The organism is Pseudomonas sp. B21-041 (assembly GCF_024748675.1).
Lineage (GTDB): Bacteria > Pseudomonadota > Gammaproteobacteria > Pseudomonadales > Pseudomonadaceae > Aquipseudomonas > Aquipseudomonas neuropathica.
In genome coordinates, this window is the sequence record NZ_CP087175.1 from 3,846,927 (window position 1) to 3,862,561 (window position 15,635).

Annotated in this window: 15 protein-coding genes; 11 read left to right on the top strand and 4 right to left on the bottom strand. The window is 60.0% G+C overall.

The window, feature by feature from the left end; genetic code table 11:
* Positions 1-359: 359 nt before the first annotated feature.
* The 5 genes from LOY43_RS16855 to LOY43_RS16875 all read left to right on the top strand — a co-directional run bounded on the left by LOY43_RS16855 (position 360) and on the right by LOY43_RS16875 (position 5,024).
* Positions 360-1,184 (top strand): NAD(P)-dependent oxidoreductase, encoded by an 825-nt coding sequence (locus LOY43_RS16855; protein ID WP_258708425.1) that lies wholly within the window; start codon positions 360-362, stop codon positions 1,182-1,184.
* Between the two features lie 30 nt (positions 1,185-1,214).
* Entirely contained in the window at positions 1,215-2,108 is an 894-nt protein-coding gene (locus tag LOY43_RS16860) for an SMP-30/gluconolactonase/LRE family protein (RefSeq protein WP_258708426.1), read from the top strand.
* A gap of 60 nt (positions 2,109-2,168) precedes the next feature.
* Positions 2,169-3,140, top strand: a complete 972-nt coding sequence (locus tag LOY43_RS16865; protein WP_258708427.1) for a TRAP transporter substrate-binding protein — start codon at positions 2,169-2,171, stop codon at positions 3,138-3,140.
* 76 nt (positions 3,141-3,216) lie between these two features.
* Positions 3,217-3,744 (top strand): TRAP transporter small permease, encoded by a 528-nt coding sequence (locus LOY43_RS16870; protein ID WP_038365548.1) that lies wholly within the window; start codon positions 3,217-3,219, stop codon positions 3,742-3,744.
* Positions 3,744-5,024, top strand: a complete 1,281-nt coding sequence (locus LOY43_RS16875; RefSeq protein WP_099756578.1) for a TRAP transporter large permease — start codon at positions 3,744-3,746, stop codon at positions 5,022-5,024. Before LOY43_RS16870 ends, LOY43_RS16875 begins: the two co-directional genes overlap by 1 nt.
* A 42-nt stretch (positions 5,025-5,066) precedes the next feature.
* Here LOY43_RS16875 and LOY43_RS16880 read toward each other — a convergent pair whose 3' ends face one another.
* The 3 genes from LOY43_RS16880 to LOY43_RS16890 form a co-directional block, all read right to left on the bottom strand.
* A complete protein-coding gene (locus LOY43_RS16880) occupies positions 5,067-5,867 on the bottom strand; it encodes a sulfite exporter TauE/SafE family protein (protein ID WP_095047991.1) in 801 nt (266 codons plus the stop codon).
* A gap of 9 nt (positions 5,868-5,876) precedes the next feature.
* A complete protein-coding gene (locus LOY43_RS16885; RefSeq protein WP_095047992.1) occupies positions 5,877-7,121 on the bottom strand; it encodes an FAD/NAD(P)-binding oxidoreductase in 1,245 nt (414 codons plus the stop codon).
* Between the two features lie 164 nt (positions 7,122-7,285).
* Positions 7,286-7,627 carry a helix-turn-helix transcriptional regulator gene (locus LOY43_RS16890; protein WP_007915092.1) on the bottom strand — a complete coding sequence of 114 codons (342 nt, stop codon included), beginning with the start codon at positions 7,625-7,627 and terminating at the stop codon, positions 7,286-7,288.
* 91 nt (positions 7,628-7,718) lie between these two features.
* On the opposite strand from LOY43_RS16890, the gene LOY43_RS16895 reads away from it, so the two are divergent.
* The gene (locus LOY43_RS16895; protein WP_258708428.1) at positions 7,719-8,582 is read left to right on the top strand and encodes an MBL fold metallo-hydrolase; all 864 of its coding nucleotides are present in this window, start codon (positions 7,719-7,721) and stop codon (positions 8,580-8,582) included.
* 87 nt (positions 8,583-8,669) lie between these two features.
* Here LOY43_RS16895 and bkdR read toward each other — a convergent pair whose 3' ends face one another.
* Positions 8,670-9,158: a Bkd operon transcriptional regulator BkdR gene (gene bkdR / locus LOY43_RS16900; RefSeq protein WP_008059350.1), complete on the bottom strand. Its 489-nt coding sequence runs from the start codon at positions 9,156-9,158 to the stop codon at positions 8,670-8,672.
* A 185-nt stretch (positions 9,159-9,343) separates the two neighbouring features.
* On the opposite strand from bkdR, the gene LOY43_RS16905 reads away from it, so the two are divergent.
* The 5 genes from LOY43_RS16905 (at position 9,344) to LOY43_RS16925 (ending at position 15,554) form a co-directional block, all read left to right on the top strand.
* Positions 9,344-10,579, top strand: a complete 1,236-nt coding sequence (locus LOY43_RS16905) for a 3-methyl-2-oxobutanoate dehydrogenase (2-methylpropanoyl-transferring) subunit alpha (protein ID WP_016985244.1) — start codon at positions 9,344-9,346, stop codon at positions 10,577-10,579.
* A gap of 1 nt (position 10,580) precedes the next feature.
* Positions 10,581-11,639, top strand: a complete 1,059-nt coding sequence (locus LOY43_RS16910; protein ID WP_003224000.1) for an alpha-ketoacid dehydrogenase subunit beta — start codon at positions 10,581-10,583, stop codon at positions 11,637-11,639.
* The gene (locus LOY43_RS16915) at positions 11,640-12,908 is read left to right on the top strand and encodes a dihydrolipoamide acetyltransferase family protein (protein WP_258708429.1); all 1,269 of its coding nucleotides are present in this window, start codon (positions 11,640-11,642) and stop codon (positions 12,906-12,908) included.
* Between the two features lie 7 nt (positions 12,909-12,915).
* Positions 12,916-14,289 (top strand): dihydrolipoyl dehydrogenase, encoded by a 1,374-nt coding sequence (gene lpdA / locus LOY43_RS16920; protein ID WP_258708430.1) that lies wholly within the window; start codon positions 12,916-12,918, stop codon positions 14,287-14,289.
* Positions 14,290-14,534: 245 nt separating this feature from the next.
* Complete coding sequence (locus tag LOY43_RS16925) at positions 14,535-15,554, top strand: branched-chain amino acid aminotransferase (protein WP_007915073.1); 1,020 nt, start codon at positions 14,535-14,537, stop codon at positions 15,552-15,554.
* Positions 15,555-15,635 lie beyond the last annotated feature (81 nt).

The following is a 15,635-nucleotide window of genomic DNA, read 5'->3' on the forward strand; positions in this document are numbered from 1 at the left end:
CGTGTCAGTCGATACAAGAGTTGCCTGGACCGGCCTCATCGCTGGCAAGCCAGCTCCCACAGGATTTTGTGGTGAATGCAGTAATTGAAAACAACGCTGATACCTGTGGGAGCTGGCTTGCCAGCGGTGGCGGCGGCAGATTCACCATCGATGTTAATTGACACACCGCTTTCGCGAGCAGGCTCGCTCCCACATGGGATTGCATTGCAAATACAGAACTGTGGTGATTGAAAAGAGGCCAGGCCTTCCGTCATCTACACCAAAAGTCGCGTTGACAAGTTCCGGAAACCCTACCGATACTTCAGCGCAGTCATACGACAACCTACAACAAACCTAATAACAACGTGTAAGGGCTTGCCATGACGTCTACCTCTACTCCCCACGCCCCGTTCAACCGTCTGCTGCTGACCGGCGCTGCCGGGGGCCTGGGCAAAGTCCTCCGCGAACGTATGCGCCCTTATGCCAATGTCCTGCGCCTGTCGGACATTGCCGCCATTGCCGCGGCCGTCGATGATCGCGAAGAAATCGTCCCTTGCGATCTGGCCGACAAACACGCCGTGCATCAACTGGTCGAAGGTGTCGATGCGATCCTGCATTTCGGCGGCGTCTCCGTCGAGCGGCCCTTCGAAGAAATCCTCGGCGCCAATATCTGCGGCGTGTTTCACATCTACGAAGCGGCGCGCCGGCATGGCGTGAAGCGAGTGATCTTCGCCAGTTCCAACCACGTCATCGGCTTCTACAAACAGGACGAACCGCTCGACGCCAGCTCCGCGCGCCGCCCGGATGGCTACTACGGCTTGTCCAAGTCCTACGGCGAAGACATGGCCAGTTTCTACTTCGATCGCTACGGCATCGAGACCGTCAGTATCCGCATCGGCTCCTCGTTTCCCGAGCCGCAAAACCGCCGAATGATGCACACCTGGCTGAGTTTCGACGACCTCACGCAATTGCTCGAACGCGCGCTGTACACGCCGAACGTCGGCCACACCGTGGTCTACGGCATGTCCGCCAACAAGGACGTCTGGTGGGACAACCGCTTCGCCAGCCACCTCGGCTTTGAGGCGAAGGACAGCTCCGAAGTGTTCCGCGAAAAAGTCGAGGCGCAACCGATGCCGGCCGCCGATGACCCGGCGCGGATCTATCAGGGCGGCGCGTTTGTCGCCGCAGGTCCGTTCGGCGACTGATCACCCTGACAACGACGCGAAGGAATGAGTATGCAAGCCGAATTGATCGTCGATGCCCGCAACGCCGTGGGCGAAAGCCCGGTCTGGGTGCCGCAGGAAAACGCGCTGTATTGGGTGGATATTGCCAACGGCGGGCTGCAACGCTGGAGCGCCGACACCGGCCACGTGCATGCCTGGAAAACCCCGGAAATGCTCGCCTGCATCGCCCACCATAGCGGTGGCGGCTGGGTCGCCGGCATGGAGAGCGGCTTTTTTCATCTGCACCCGCACAGCGACGGCAGCCTCGACAGCGAACGGCTGGCCAGCGTCGAGCACAGTCGCGCAGACATGCGCCTCAACGATGGTCGCTGCGACCGACAGGGCCGTTTCTGGGCCGGCAGCATGGTGTTGAACATGGGGCTGAGTGCGCCCGAAGGTCGGCTCTATCGCTACGGCGCCGGGCAGTCTGGCGTGATCGCAGCGCAGCTCGACGGTTTCATCGTGCCCAACGGCCTCGGCTTCAGCCCTGACGGCAAGACGATGTACCTGTCCGATTCGCACCCCGACGTGCAACTGATCTGGGCGTTCGATTACGACACCGATACCGGCACGCCGTCGAACCGTCGTGTGTTCGTCGACATGAACCACTTCCCCGGGCGGCCAGATGGCGCTGCCGTGGATGCTGAAGGTTTCTACTGGATCTGCGCCAACGACGCCGGCCTGATTCACCGCTTCGCGCCGGACGGTCGTCTTGATTTCTCACTGGAGGTGCCGGTGAAAAAACCGACCATGTGTGCCTTCGGCGGCAGCCGCATGGACACTTTGTTCGTCACCTCGATTCGTCCCGGCGACGACCACGATCCGCACTCTCTGGCCGGTGGCGTATTCGCCCTGAACCCCAATGTCAAAGGCCTTGCGGAACCCTTGTTCAACGATTTGCTTTAAACCCTCTGCTGCACCGCTGCGCCTTGAACACAACAATAACAAGACTGGAGACTCACCCCCATGTACTTCAAACGCACCTTGCTGGCCGCTGCACTCCCGCTGATGTTTACCTTCACTGGCGCCGCTCAGGCCCTGCAACTCAAATTCGCTGACATTCATCCCGCCGGTTATCCAACCGTGGTGGCCGAAGAAAACATGGGCAAGACCCTGACCAAGGAAACCAACGGCGAGCTGACCTTTCAGTACTTCCCCGGCGGTGTGCTGGGTTCCGAAAAGGAAGTCATCGAGCAGATGCAAGTCGGCGCCGTACAGCTGTCTCGCGTCAGCCTGGGTATCGTCGGCCCGGTGGTACCGGACGTGAACGTGTTCAACATGCCGTTCATCTTCCGCGACCATCAACACATGCGTAACGTCATCGACGGCCCGGTGGGCGACGAAATCCTCGACAAAATCACCAACTCCGAATTCGGCTTGGTGGCCCTGGCCTGGATGGACGGCGGCACGCGCAACGTCTACACCAAGAAACCGGTGCGCAAGCTCGAAGACCTCAAGGGCATGAAAATCCGCGTGCAAGGCAACCCGATGTTCATCGACATGATGAACGCCATGGGCGGCAACGGCATCGCCATGGACACCGGAGAGATCTTCAGCGCCCTGCAGACCGGCGTAATCGACGGCGCGGAAAACAACCCGCCAACCCTGCTCGAACACAACCACTTCCAGAATGCGAAGTACTACAGCCTCACCGGTCACCTGATCCTGCCAGAGCCGATCGTGATGTCGAAAATCACTTGGGAAAAACTGACCCCGGATCAGCAGACGCTGGTCAAGACCGCCGCCAAGGCTGCCCAAGCCGAAGAGCGCGTGCTGTGGGACAAGAAGTCCGCTGCCAGTGAAGAAAAACTCAAGGCCGCCGGCGTCGAGTTCATCGAGGTCGACAAGAAACCCTTCTACGACGCCACCGCTCCGGTGCGGGAAAAGTACGGCGCGAAGTACGCCGACCTGATCAAGAAAATCGAAGCCGTTCAGTAACGTCTCCCGCTCCGTCCTCATGAACAAGGCCCGGTGCGCCCGATGACTGCGGCGCGCCCGGTTACGGTGGAACCCGATGAAGAATCTACTGCTGCGTATCAACGACAAGATCTACATGACGTGCATCTGGGTCGCCGGTCTTTCCGTTCTGGCGATCTCCCTGATGATTCCCTGGGGCGTGTTCGCCCGCTACGTGCTGGGCACCGGCTCGAGCTGGCCCGAGCCCACGGCGATCCTGCTGATGATGGTGTTTACCTTCATCGGCGCCGCCGCCAGTTACCGCGCCGGTGCGCACATGGCCGTGGCCATGCTCACCGATCGCATGCCTCCACAACTGAGATCTGCAGCGGCGATATTTTCACAACTGCTCATGGCGGCGATCTGCATCTTCATGACGATCTGGGGCGCCAAACTGTGCATGTCCACTTGGAATCAGTTCATGGCTGCTCTGCCCGATCTGCGGGTTGGCGTGACCTACTTGCCCATTCCCGTGGGCGGTTTGCTGACGCTGATTTTCGTGTTGGAAAAACTCTTGCTCGGTGATCAGAGCAAACGACGCGTCGTGCAGTTCGACCTGGTTGAAGAAAGTGAAGGTGCCGCTTAATGGACGCTCTGATACTGCTGGGTAGCTTTATCGTATTGATCCTGATCGGCATGCCGGTCGCCTACGCGCTCGGCGCGGCCGCGCTGATCGGTGCATGGTGGATCGACATTCCGTTCCAGGCGGTGATGATTCAGGTCGCCTCGGGGGTGAACAAATTCTCGCTGCTGGCCATTCCGTTCTTCGTGCTGGCTGGTGCGATCATGGCCGAGGGCGGCATGTCTCGCCGGTTGGTGGCGTGTGCCGGGGTGCTGGTGGGGTTTGTCCGCGGCGGTCTGTCACTGGTCAACATTGTCGCCTCGACCTTTTTCGGCGCGATCTCCGGGTCGTCAGTGGCCGACACCGCGTCGGTGGGTTCGGTGCTGATTCCGGAAATGGAACGCAAGGGCTATCCACGGGATTTCTCCACCGCCGTGACCGTCAGCGGCTCGGTGCAAGCCCTGCTGACTCCGCCAAGCCATAACTCGGTGCTCTACTCCCTGGCCGCCGGTGGTACGGTTTCGATTGCCTCGCTATTCATGGCCGGCATAGTGCCGGGCCTGATGATGAGCGCCTGCCTGATGGTGCTGTGCCTGATCTTCGCGAAAAAGCGCAACTACCCCAAAGGTGAAGTCATCCCGATGCGCCAGGCGTTGAAAATCGTCGGCGAGGCCCTCTGGGGCATGATGGCGATGGTGATCATCCTCGGCGGCATCCTCTCGGGGATCTTCACCGCGACCGAATCGGCGGCGATTGCCGTGCTGTGGTCATTCTTCGTCACCATGTTCATTTACCGCGACTACAAATGGAGTGAACTGCCGAAACTGATGCACCGCACCGTGCGGACGATTTCGATCGTGATGATCCTGATCGGTTTCGCCGCGAGCTTCGGCTACATCATGACCCTGATGCAGATCCCGGCAAAGATCACCACGCTGTTCCTGACCCTGTCGGACAACCGCTACGTGATCCTGATGTGCATCAACGTCATGCTGCTGTTGCTCGGCACGGTGATGGACATGGCGCCGCTGATCCTGATCCTGACGCCGATCCTGATGCCGGTGATTCTCGGTATCGGTGTGGATCCGGTGCAGTTCGGCATGATCATGCTGGTCAACCTCGGGATCGGGCTGATAACACCGCCGGTAGGCGCGGTGCTGTTTGTCGGTTCGGCGGTGGGCAAGGTCAGCATCGAGAGCACTGTGAAAGCGCTGCTGCCGTTTTACGCGGTGCTGTTCCTGGTGTTGATGCTGGTGACCTACATTCCGGCGATTTCGCTGTGGTTGCCACATCTGGTGTTGTAAGCGGTTAATGGATCGCAGCCCTCACGGGCTGCGATTTTTGCTTTACGCCCGCAACAACATATACCCCGCCACCACCAGACAGACACTGGCAAATCCCACCTGCAACGCCCGCGCCGGCACCCGCGCACAGAGCTTACGGCCGATGATCATGCCGACAATGCTGGCGACGATAAACGCCGCGCCCTGCGCATCAATCCGCACACCGGCGTGAAACGAGCCGATCACCCCGATCGCCGAAATCAGACTGATCACCATCAACGACGTCGCGACAATCCCGCGCATCTGCACGTCAGTCAGTTGCTTGAACGCCGGCACGATCAAGAAGCCGCCACCGACCCCAAGCAAACCGGACACCACCCCGGTAATCGCGCCCAACGCCGCCAGCGTTGCGGTGCATTTGGCGGTCCAGTCGAAGCGCCCGGTTTCTTCATTGAGCATGCAATTCTTCTGACCCCAACTGGCATGGCCATGATCACTCGGCCCTTCCTGCTGACGCTCGCGGCGCAGCATGCGCCAGGCCACCATGACCATAAGCAGACTGAACAGGATCATCAGGATTTTCTCCGGCAACTGGTGCGCGAAGTAAATGCCCAACGGCGAAAACACCGCGCCGAGCGCGGCAATCAACAACGCCGCACGATAGCGCACCAGGCCATGACGCAGGCCATCGATCGCACCGACCGCCGCCGCACTGCCCACCGCAAACAACGCCACCGGCGCTGCCTGAGTCATCGTCCAGCCGAGGCCGAGGACCAGCGCCGGCACCGCGAGAATCCCACCGCCGGCCCCGGTCAAACCGAGCACCAACCCCATCACCACACCAAACAGGCTTGCCAGCAACATAGGATGTTCTCAGTCGACTTTGGACAGGCCGGTCAGCCACTCGCGCCCTTTGAGCATACCGTTCCAGTAGAACCACGGCAGCAGCGTCGCCTTGAGCAACCACGCCGAGCGCCGCGCCACGGTCGGGTCCAACGGGAAGGTCGGCAGCAACTTACCGGCATAACCGAACTCGGCGAGGATCACCTTGCCCTTCTCCACCGTCAGCGGGCAGGAACCGTAACCGTCGTACTTCAGCGGCAGCGATTGTTGCTTGCGCAGAGCCAGCAGGTTTTCCGCGACCACCACCACTTGTTTACGCACTGCTGCGGCGGTTTTCGCGTTGCTGGTGCCGCAGATATCACCCAGCGCGAACACGTCTGGATAACGCGGATGCTGCAGGCTGTGCGGATTGACTTCACACCAGCCGGCCGCGTCGGCCAAGGGACTTTGCGCGATGAAGTCCGGCGACACCTGCGGCGGCACCACGTGCAACAGATCGAAGGTTTTCGCTACGCGGCTGACGTTGCCGTCGGCGTCCTTGATCTCGAACCAGGCGGTTTTCGCCGGGCCGTCGACCTTGACCAGATTCGAATTGAACGCCAGTTGCGCGTTGTACTTTTCGATGTACTTCATCAACGGCGGCACAAACGTCGCCACGCCGAACAGTGCGGCGCCAGCGAGATTGAATTCGACATGGATGTTGTTCAACACGGCGGTTTTACGCCAGTGATCGCAGGACAGGTACAGCGCCTTTTGCGGCGCGCCGGCGCATTTGATCGGCATCGCCGGCTGGGTGAACAGCGCTTTGCCGCCGCGCAGTTTCTGCACCTGATCCCAGGTGTACTGCGCGTGCTGATAGCTGTAATTGGAGGTGACGCCGTGCTGGCCGAGGCTCTCTTGCAAGCCTTCGATCTTCTCCCAGGCCAGACGCAGGCCGGGGCAGACGATCAGGTTTTGATAGCTGACTGTGCGTTGATCGTTGAGGGTGAGCTGGCGCTTGTCCGGGTCGATCGCGGTGACTGCCGCTTGCAACCAGTTCGCTTGCTTGGGCATGACCTTGTTCATCGGCCGGGCGGTGTCTTTGACGTCGTAGGCACCACCGCCGACCAGCGTCCATGCCGGTTGATAGTAATGCTGGGCGCTCGGTTCAATCACGGTGATTTTCAGCGCCGGATCACGCTTGAGCAGGCTGGCGACAAAACCGATACCGGCCGTACCGCCGCCGATGACCACGATGTCTGCACTGATGGATGGGCCCCAGTGTTGATCGTTCATTGCTTGTTCCTTTTGCTGCACGCAAGGATTTCTCAGCCTTCACACAAATCCATTGTAGGAGTGAGCCTGCTCGCGATAGCGGTGGGTCAGCCATATCTTTATTGACTGATACACCGCTATCGCGAGCAGGCGAAGGCCTACAGGGGTTGTGTGTTGGCTGGCATTTATTGATGGCCGAGACTTTTCAGCACGGCGCCGCAATACAACCCGGAAAGCGTTTTCATGACCTGGATGACTTCCGGACTGGCAAGGCCGTAAAAAATGTATTTGCCTTCACGACGGGTCGCGACCAGTCCCTCATCACGCAGGATGCCCAGTTGCTGGGACAGCGTCGGCTGGCGCACACCGGTCATTTTTTCCAGTTCGCCGACGTTGCGCTCACCCTGAGTCAGTTGACAGAGGATCAACAGGCGATCCTCATTGGCCATGGCCTTGAGCAACGCACAGGCCTTGGAGGCCGAGGCGCGCAGTTGGGCGACTTCACATTCGGTCAGACTGGATTGCATTTGCACGATGCCTTCAAGGTCACTTAAGCTGCGAACATTATGTTTTTAGATAAAGTGTTGCAACCCATTTTCCTCGTTCAGGTTGGTGTCCATGCCCGCGCAGATTGAAGCTTTCCTCGACCCCGCCTCTTCGACCTACAGCTATGTGGTCTATGAAACCGATGGCGGGCAATGTGCAATCGTCGATCCGGTGCTCGATTACGACGGCGCCGCCGGGCGCACCTGCACCGCACAGGCCGATAAAATCATCGCCTTCGTCCGCGCGCACAATCTGCAAGTGCAGTGGCTGCTGGAAACCCATGCCCACGCCGATCACCTGTCCGCCGCGCCTTATCTGCGCCGGGAGCTGGGCGGGAAAATCGCCATTGGTGAATCGATCAGCAAAGTGCAGAACGTGTTCAAGGCGCTGTTCAATCTGGAGCCGGAGTTCTGCGTCGACGGCTCGCAGTTCGATCACCTGTTTGCGCCGAACGAATCATTCCGGATCGGCAATCTCAAGGCTACGGCCCTGCATGTGCCCGGGCATACCCCGGCGGACATGGCCTACTTGATCGACGGCGAACAGATTCTGGTGGGCGACACCCTGTTCATGCCTGATGTCGGCACCGCGCGTTGCGACTTTCCCGGTGGCAATGCCCATCAGTTGTTCAACTCGATTCATAAACTGCTGGCCTTTCCGGCCAGCGTGAAACTCTACGTTTGCCACGATTACCCGCCCGAGGGCCGCGCCGCGCAGTGCCAGACCACGGTCGGTGAGCAGCGCAAAAGCAATATTCATGTGCATGACGGGATCGATGAAGCGGCGTTCGTCGAGATGCGTACAAAACGTGATGCCGGGCTGGGCATGCCGACATTGTTGCTGCCGGCGATTCAGGTCAATGTGCGGGCCGGGAATCTGCCAGCGGCTGAGGACAATGGCGTCGTGTATCTGAAGATCCCGATCAACAAGCTTTAACATCAAAAGATCGCAGCCTGCGGCAGCTCCTACAGTTGGAACGCGTTTTCCCTGTAGGAGCTGCCGCAGGCTGCGATCTTTTGATCTTCACGTCCCCAACGTCAAACCGTTCGCCGGCAGCGGCAATGCAGTTTTGTATCTCACCTGCTTCAGCGCAAAACTCGACCGGATATTTGCCACACCCGGCACTTTGGTCAGGAAGTCCATCATGAAACGCTCAAGTGACTGAATGGTCGGCACCAGGACCCGGATGAGGTAATCCGGGTCTCCGGCCATCAGGTAGCACTCCATCACCTCCGGACGATCGGAAATCGCTTCCTCGAAATGCTGCAACGCCTCCTCCACCTGTTTCTCCAGGCTGACATGGATGAACACGTTCACATGCAGCCCCAGCAGGTCAGCATCCAGCAGCGTCACCTGCTCGCGAATCAGCCCTAATTCCTCCATCGCCTTGACCCGGTTGAAGCACGGTGTCGGCGACAGATTGACCGAGCGTGCGAGGTCGGCGTTGGTGATGCGCGCATTCTCCTGAAGGCTGTTGAGAATGCCGATGTCGGTACGGTCCAGTTTGCGCATGAGACAAAACCACCTGCTTTTTATGTTTATGCAGAATTTCTATCTGCAAATCATCTCCAGCGCAACGAAACAGAGATAAATATTCTTCTTGCCCGGGCCTATGATTGTTGTAGGACAAGATTTCTTCTACCGAAGAATGACTGCCAGCTCACTACAAGAAATTCACAAGATCGAGCGTAGAAGCCATGACCCAAGCGTATGAACCGCTGCGTCTGCACGTCCCTGAACCCTCGGGCCGTCCAGGCTGCAAAACCGACTTTTCCTACCTGCATCTGACCGATGCCGGTACGGTGCGCAAACCTTCCATTGATGTCGAACCTGCCGACACCGCCGACCTGGCGCGTGGGCTGATTCGCGTGCTCGACGATCAGGGCAACGCCCTCGGCCCCTGGGCCGAAAACGTCCCGGTCGAGATCCTTCGCAAGGGCATGCGCGCCATGCTCAAGACGCGGATCTACGACAACCGCATGGTGGTCGCCCAGCGTCAGAAAAAAATGTCGTTCTACATGCAGAGCCTCGGCGAAGAAGCCATCGGCAGTGCTCAGGCATTGGCCTTGAACATCGACGACATGTGCTTCCCGACTTATCGCCAGCAAAGCATTCTGATGGCACGCGAAGTGCCGCTGGTCGACCTGATCTGCCAACTGCTGTCCAACGAGCGCGATCCGCTCAAGGGCCGTCAGTTGCCGATCATGTACTCGGTCAAGGACGCCGGTTTCTTCACCATCTCCGGCAACCTCGCCACCCAGTTCATTCAGGCCGTCGGCTGGGGCATGGCTTCGGCGATCAAGGGCGACACGAAAATCGCTTCGGCGTGGATCGGTGACGGCGCTACCGCCGAATCGGACTTCCACACCGCCCTCACCTTCGCCCACGTTTATCGCGCGCCGGTGATCCTCAACGTGGTGAATAACCAGTGGGCGATCTCGACCTTCCAGGCCATCGCCGGTGGTGAAGCCACCACCTTCGCCGGACGCGGCGTCGGTTGCGGCATCGCCTCGCTGCGCGTGGATGGCAACGACTTCTACGCGGTGTACGCCGCTTCTGCCTGGGCTGCCGAACGCGCCCGCCGCAACCTCGGCCCGACCATGATCGAGTGGGTCACCTACCGCGCGGGCCCGCACTCGACTTCCGACGATCCATCCAAATACCGCCCTGCCGATGACTGGAGCCACTTCCCGCTCGGCGACCCGATCGCCCGTCTCAAACAGCACCTGATCAAGGTCGGCCACTGGTCAGACGAAGAGCACGCCGCCGTCAGCGCCGAGCTTGAAGCCGAAGTGATTGCCGCGCAGAAACAGGCCGAACAGTACGGCACCCTTGCCGGCGGCCAGATTCCAAGCGCCGCGACCATGTTCGAAGACGTTTACAAAGAGATGCCGGAGCACTTGAAGCGCCAGCGTCAGCAGTTGGGGATCTGACATGAACGATCACAACAACAATATTCAGTTGGAAACCGCCATGACCACGACCACCATGACCATGATCCAGGCCCTGCGCTCGGCCATGGATGTGATGCTTGAGCGTGACGACAATGTGGTGGTGTTCGGTCAAGACGTCGGCTACTTCGGCGGCGTGTTCCGTTGCACCGAAGGCCTGCAGACCAAGTACGGCACCTCGCGCGTATTCGACGCCCCGATCTCCGAAAGCGGCATCGTCGGCGTGGCCGTGGGCATGGGCGCTTACGGTCTGCGTCCGGTCGCCGAGATTCAGTTCGCCGACTACGTCTACCCCGCCTCCGACCAGATCATTTCCGAAGCGGCGCGCCTGCGTTATCGCTCGGCCGGCGAGTTCACCGCGCCGATGACCCTGCGCATGCCTTGCGGCGGCGGCATCTACGGCGGCCAGACCCACAGCCAGAGCATCGAGGCGATGTTCACTCAGGTTTGCGGTCTGCGCACGGTCATGCCATCCAACCCGTATGACGCCAAAGGCTTGCTGATCGCCTCCATCGAAAACGATGACCCGGTGATCTTCCTTGAGCCGAAACGTCTGTACAACGGCCCGTTCGACGGCCACCACGATCGCCCGGTAACGCCGTGGTCGAAACACCCGCAAGCCCAGGTGCCGGACGGCTACTACACCGTGCCGCTGGACGTCGCCGCGATCACCCGTCCGGGCAAGGACGTGACCGTGCTGACCTACGGCACCACCGTCTACGTCTCGCAAGTCGCGGCCGAAGAATCCGGCGTTGATGCCGAAGTCATCGACCTGCGCAGCCTGTGGCCGCTGGACCTGGAAACCATCGTCAAGTCGGTGAAGAAAACCGGCCGCTGCGTGGTGGTTCACGAAGCCACCCGCACCTGCGGTTTCGGCGCCGAACTGGTGTCGCTGGTGCAAGAGCATTGCTTCCATCACCTGGAAGCGCCGATCGAACGCGTCACCGGTTGGGACACCCCCTACCCGCACGCGCAAGAGTGGGCGTATTTCCCAGGGCCGTCCCGAGTGGGCGCAGCGCTGAAACGGGTTATGGAGGTCTGAATGGGCACGCACGTTATCAAGATGCCGGACATCGGCGAAGGCATCGCAGAAGTAGAACTGTCGCAGTGGCACGTCAAGGTTGGCGATCTGGTCGTTGAGGATCAGGTGCTGGCGGACGTGATGACCGACAAGGCGATGGTCGATATTCCATCGCCGGTACACGGCAAGGTAATTGCCCTCGGTGGTCAGCCGGGTGAAGTGATGGCGGTTGGCAGTGTGCTGATCAGCATTGAAGTTGAGGGTGCTGGCAACCTGAAAGAGTCCGCCGCTCCTGTTGTTACGAAAGAGCCTGTTGCGCCGAAAGTTGAAGCGGTTGTTGAGAGCAAACCTGCTCCAGCCGCCCCACGTCCGACTCCTGTTTGCCAAGGCCCGATGGTTGCCCGCGAAGCGGATGAGCGCCCACTGGCCTCCCCGGCCGTGCGCAAACATGCGCTGGATCTGGGCATTCAACTGCGTCTGGTGCACGGTTCCGGCCCGGCCGGTCGTGTGCTGCACGAAGACCTTGAAGCCTATCTGGCGCAAGATCAGTCCAACGCTTCGGCACCAGTGGCCGCCGCTTACGCCCAGCGTAACGACGAAGAACAGATTCAAGTCATCGGCATGCGCCGCAAGATCGCCCAGCGCATGCAGGACGCCACTCAGCGTGCCGCGCATTTCAGCTACGTCGAAGAAATCGACGTCACCGCGATTGAAGAACTGCGCGCACATCTCAATGAAAAACATGGCGCCAGCCGTGGCAAGTTGACCTTGCTGCCGTTCCTCGTTCGCGCTCTGGTCGTTGCCCTGCGCGACTTCCCGCAGATGAACGCACGTTACGATGACGAAGCCCAGGTCATCACCCGTCTCGGCGCGGTGCATGTCGGCGTCGCCACACAAAGCGATGTTGGCCTGATGGTGCCGGTGGTGCGTCACGCCGAGGCGCGCAGCCTGTGGGACAGTGCTACAGAAATCTCGCGTTTGGCCAACGCCGCGCGTAATGGCAAGGCCAGCCGTGATGAACTGTCCGGCTCGACCATCACCCTGACCAGCCTCGGTGCGCTGGGCGGCATCGTCAGCACGCCGGTGCTGAATCTGCCGGAAGTAGCGATCGTCGGCGTGAACAAAATCGTCGAACGGCCAATGGTCGTCAAAGGCCAGGTGGTGATCCGCAAGATGATGAACCTCTCCAGCTCGTTCGATCACCGCGTGGTCGACGGCATGGACGCGGCGCTCTTCATCCAGGCCATTCGTGGCTTGATCGAACAACCCGCCACTTTGTTTGTGGAGTAAGGCGCGCATGCAATCTCTGAACACTACGCTGCTGATCATTGGCGGCGGCCCCGGCGGCTATGTAACGGCGATCCGCGCCGGACAACTGGGCATCCCGACCATTTTGGTTGAAGGCCAATCGTTGGGCGGCACCTGCCTGAACATCGGCTGCATCCCGTCGAAAGCGCTGATTCATGTGGCTGAGCAGTTTCACCAGACCCGGCATCACAGCCAGCATTCGGCGCTGGGCATCAGCGTTTCGGCGCCGACGCTCGACATCAGCAAAAGCGTCGAGTGGAAGGACGGCATCGTTGATCGCCTGACCACCGGCGTCGCTGCACTGTTGAAGAAGAACAAGGTTCAGGTCATCAACGGCTGGGCCAAAGTCATCGACGGTAAAACCGTGGATGTCGGCGACACGCGCATCCAGTGCGAGCATCTAGTGCTGGCCACTGGTTCGACCAGCGTCAATCTGCCGATCCTGCCGATTGGCGGGCCGATCATCTCCTCCACCGAAGCGTTGGCGCCGAAATCCGTGCCGAAACGTCTGGTCGTGGTCGGCGGTGGTTACATTGGTCTGGAACTGGGCATCGCTTATCGCAAGCTCGGTGCCGAGGTCAGCGTGGTTGAAGCGCAGGATCGAATCCTGCCGGCATATGACGCTGAACTGACGCAACCGGTGCATGACGCGCTGAAGCAACTGGGCGTGAAGCTGTACCTCAAACACAGCGTGCTGGGTTTCGATGGCACCTTGCAGGTGCGCGATCCGGAAGGCGAAACCCTGAACCTGGAAACCGATCAGGTGCTGGTCGCCGTCGGCCGCAAACCGAATACCCAAGGCTGGAACCTCGAAGCGCTGAACCTGGATATGAACGGTTCGGCGATCAAGATCGACAGTCGCTGCCAGACCAGCATGCGCAACGTCTACGCCATCGGCGATCTGAGCGGCGAGCCGATGCTGGCCCACCGCGCCATGGCTCAGGGCGAGATGGTTGCCGAGTTGATCAGCGGCAAAACCCGTGAATTCAACCCGACTGCGATTGCTGCCGTGTGCTTCACCGACCCGGAACTGGTAGTGGTCGGCAAGACGCCGGACGAGGCCAAGGCTGCGGGGCTGGACTGCATTGTTTCGAGTTTCCCGTTCGCCGCCAATGGCCGGGCGATGACGCTGGAGTCAAAAAGCGGCTTCGTGCGCGTGGTCGCTCGTCGGGACAACCATGTGATTGTCGGTTGGCAAGCGGTGGGCGTTGGCGTGTCGGAGTTGTCGACAGCGTTTGCGCAAAGCCTGGAAATGGGCGCGCGGCTGGAAGACATCGGCGGCACGATCCATGCGCATCCAACCCTGGGTGAAGCGGTGCAGGAAGCGGCGTTGCGTGCCCTGGGGCATGCGTTGCACCTGTAGCTGCGTTGATCGTTCCCACGCTCTGCGTGGGAATGCAGCCGGGGACGCTCTGCGTCCCAAAAGCCGAACGCGGAGCGTCCGATGAGGCATTCCCACGCAGAGCGTAGGAACGATCAAGCGTGGGAACGATCAGTGGAGCGAATTCCGGCTGCGAAACCGCTCAAGAATGAAGTATTGTTGTGCCCATCCAAAAAACGTCAGAAGCCTTGAACCGTTTCGGCGGTTGTTCAGTGATAGAGGGTGTCATGGGTAACGAAAGCATCAATTGGGACAAGCTGGGTTTTGATTACATCAAGACCGACAAACGCTATCTGTCGTACTTTCGCGATGGCGAGTGGGACAAAGGCACCCTGACCGAAGATAACGTGCTGCACATCAGCGAAGGCTCGACGGCCCTTCACTATGGCCAGCAATGCTTCGAAGGCATGAAGGCCTATCGTTGCAAGGACGGCTCGATCAATCTGTTCCGCCCGGACCAGAACGCCCTGCGCATGCAACGCAGCTGCGCGCGTCTGCTGATGCCGACGGTCGACACCGAGCAGTTCATCGAAGCCTGCAAAGCCGTGGTTCGCGCCAACGAACGCTTCATTCCGCCATACGGCACCGGCGGCGCGCTGTACCTGCGTCCGTTCGTGATCGGCGTGGGTGACAACATCGGCGTGCGCACGGCACCCGAGTTCATCTTCTCGATCTTCTGCATCCCGGTCGGCGCCTACTTCAAGGGCGGCCTGACCCCACACAACTTCCAGATCTCCAGCTACGACCGCGCCGCCCCACAAGGCACCGGCGCAGCCAAGGTCGGCGGCAACTACGCGGCCAGCCTGATGCCGGGCTCGAAAGCCAAGAAAGCCAACTTCGCCGACGCGATCTATCTGGACCCGATGACCCACACCAAGATCGAAGAAGTCGGTTCGGCCAACTTCTTCGGGATCACCCACGACAACAAGTTCATCACCCCGAACTCGCCGTCGGTTCTGCCAGGCATCACCCGCCTGTCGTTGATCGAACTGGCCAAGACCCGTCTGGGCCTGGAAGTGGTTGAAGGTGATGTGCTGATCGACAAGCTGTCGGACTTCAAGGAAGCCGGCGCTTGCGGTACGGCTGCGGTGATCACCCCGATCGGTGGTATCAGCTACAACGACCATCTGCACGTGTTCCACAGTGAAACCGAAGTCGGCCCGGTGACCCAGAAGCTCTACAAAGAGCTGACTGGCGTGCAGACCGGCGACATCGAAGCGCCAGCGGGCTGGATCGTCAAGGTTTGATCTGACGGCAATTGATGTAGAAAAGCCCTCCACCGAGTGATTGGTGGGGGGCTTTTTTATGGCGTTTGGCGGGGATTGTTG

What these genes read in the sequence shown, in the direction of transcription:
- LOY43_RS16855 (WP_258708425.1), top strand. Translation starts at nt 360, where the DNA reads ATGACGTCTACCTCTACTCCCCACGCCCCGTTCAACCGTCTGCTGCTG.
- LOY43_RS16860 (WP_258708426.1), top strand. Translation starts at nt 1,215, where the DNA reads ATGCAAGCCGAATTGATCGTCGATGCCCGCAACGCCGTGGGCGAAAGC.
- LOY43_RS16865 (WP_258708427.1), top strand. Translation starts at nt 2,169, where the DNA reads ATGTACTTCAAACGCACCTTGCTGGCCGCTGCACTCCCGCTGATGTTT.
- LOY43_RS16870 (WP_038365548.1), top strand. Translation starts at nt 3,217, where the DNA reads ATGAAGAATCTACTGCTGCGTATCAACGACAAGATCTACATGACGTGC.
- LOY43_RS16875 (WP_099756578.1), top strand. Translation starts at nt 3,744, where the DNA reads ATGGACGCTCTGATACTGCTGGGTAGCTTTATCGTATTGATCCTGATC.
- LOY43_RS16880 (WP_095047991.1), bottom strand. Translation starts at nt 5,867, where the DNA reads ATGTTGCTGGCAAGCCTGTTTGGTGTGGTGATGGGGTTGGTGCTCGGT.
- LOY43_RS16885 (WP_095047992.1), bottom strand. Translation starts at nt 7,121, where the DNA reads ATGAACGATCAACACTGGGGCCCATCCATCAGTGCAGACATCGTGGTC.
- LOY43_RS16890 (WP_007915092.1), bottom strand. Translation starts at nt 7,627, where the DNA reads ATGCAATCCAGTCTGACCGAATGTGAAGTCGCCCAACTGCGCGCCTCG.
- LOY43_RS16895 (WP_258708428.1), top strand. Translation starts at nt 7,719, where the DNA reads ATGCCCGCGCAGATTGAAGCTTTCCTCGACCCCGCCTCTTCGACCTAC.
- bkdR (WP_008059350.1), bottom strand. Translation starts at nt 9,158, where the DNA reads ATGCGCAAACTGGACCGTACCGACATCGGCATTCTCAACAGCCTTCAG.
- LOY43_RS16905 (WP_016985244.1), top strand. Translation starts at nt 9,344, where the DNA reads ATGACCCAAGCGTATGAACCGCTGCGTCTGCACGTCCCTGAACCCTCG.
- LOY43_RS16910 (WP_003224000.1), top strand. Translation starts at nt 10,581, where the DNA reads ATGAACGATCACAACAACAATATTCAGTTGGAAACCGCCATGACCACG.
- LOY43_RS16915 (WP_258708429.1), top strand. Translation starts at nt 11,640, where the DNA reads ATGGGCACGCACGTTATCAAGATGCCGGACATCGGCGAAGGCATCGCA.
- lpdA (WP_258708430.1), top strand. Translation starts at nt 12,916, where the DNA reads ATGCAATCTCTGAACACTACGCTGCTGATCATTGGCGGCGGCCCCGGC.
- LOY43_RS16925 (WP_007915073.1), top strand. Translation starts at nt 14,535, where the DNA reads ATGGGTAACGAAAGCATCAATTGGGACAAGCTGGGTTTTGATTACATC.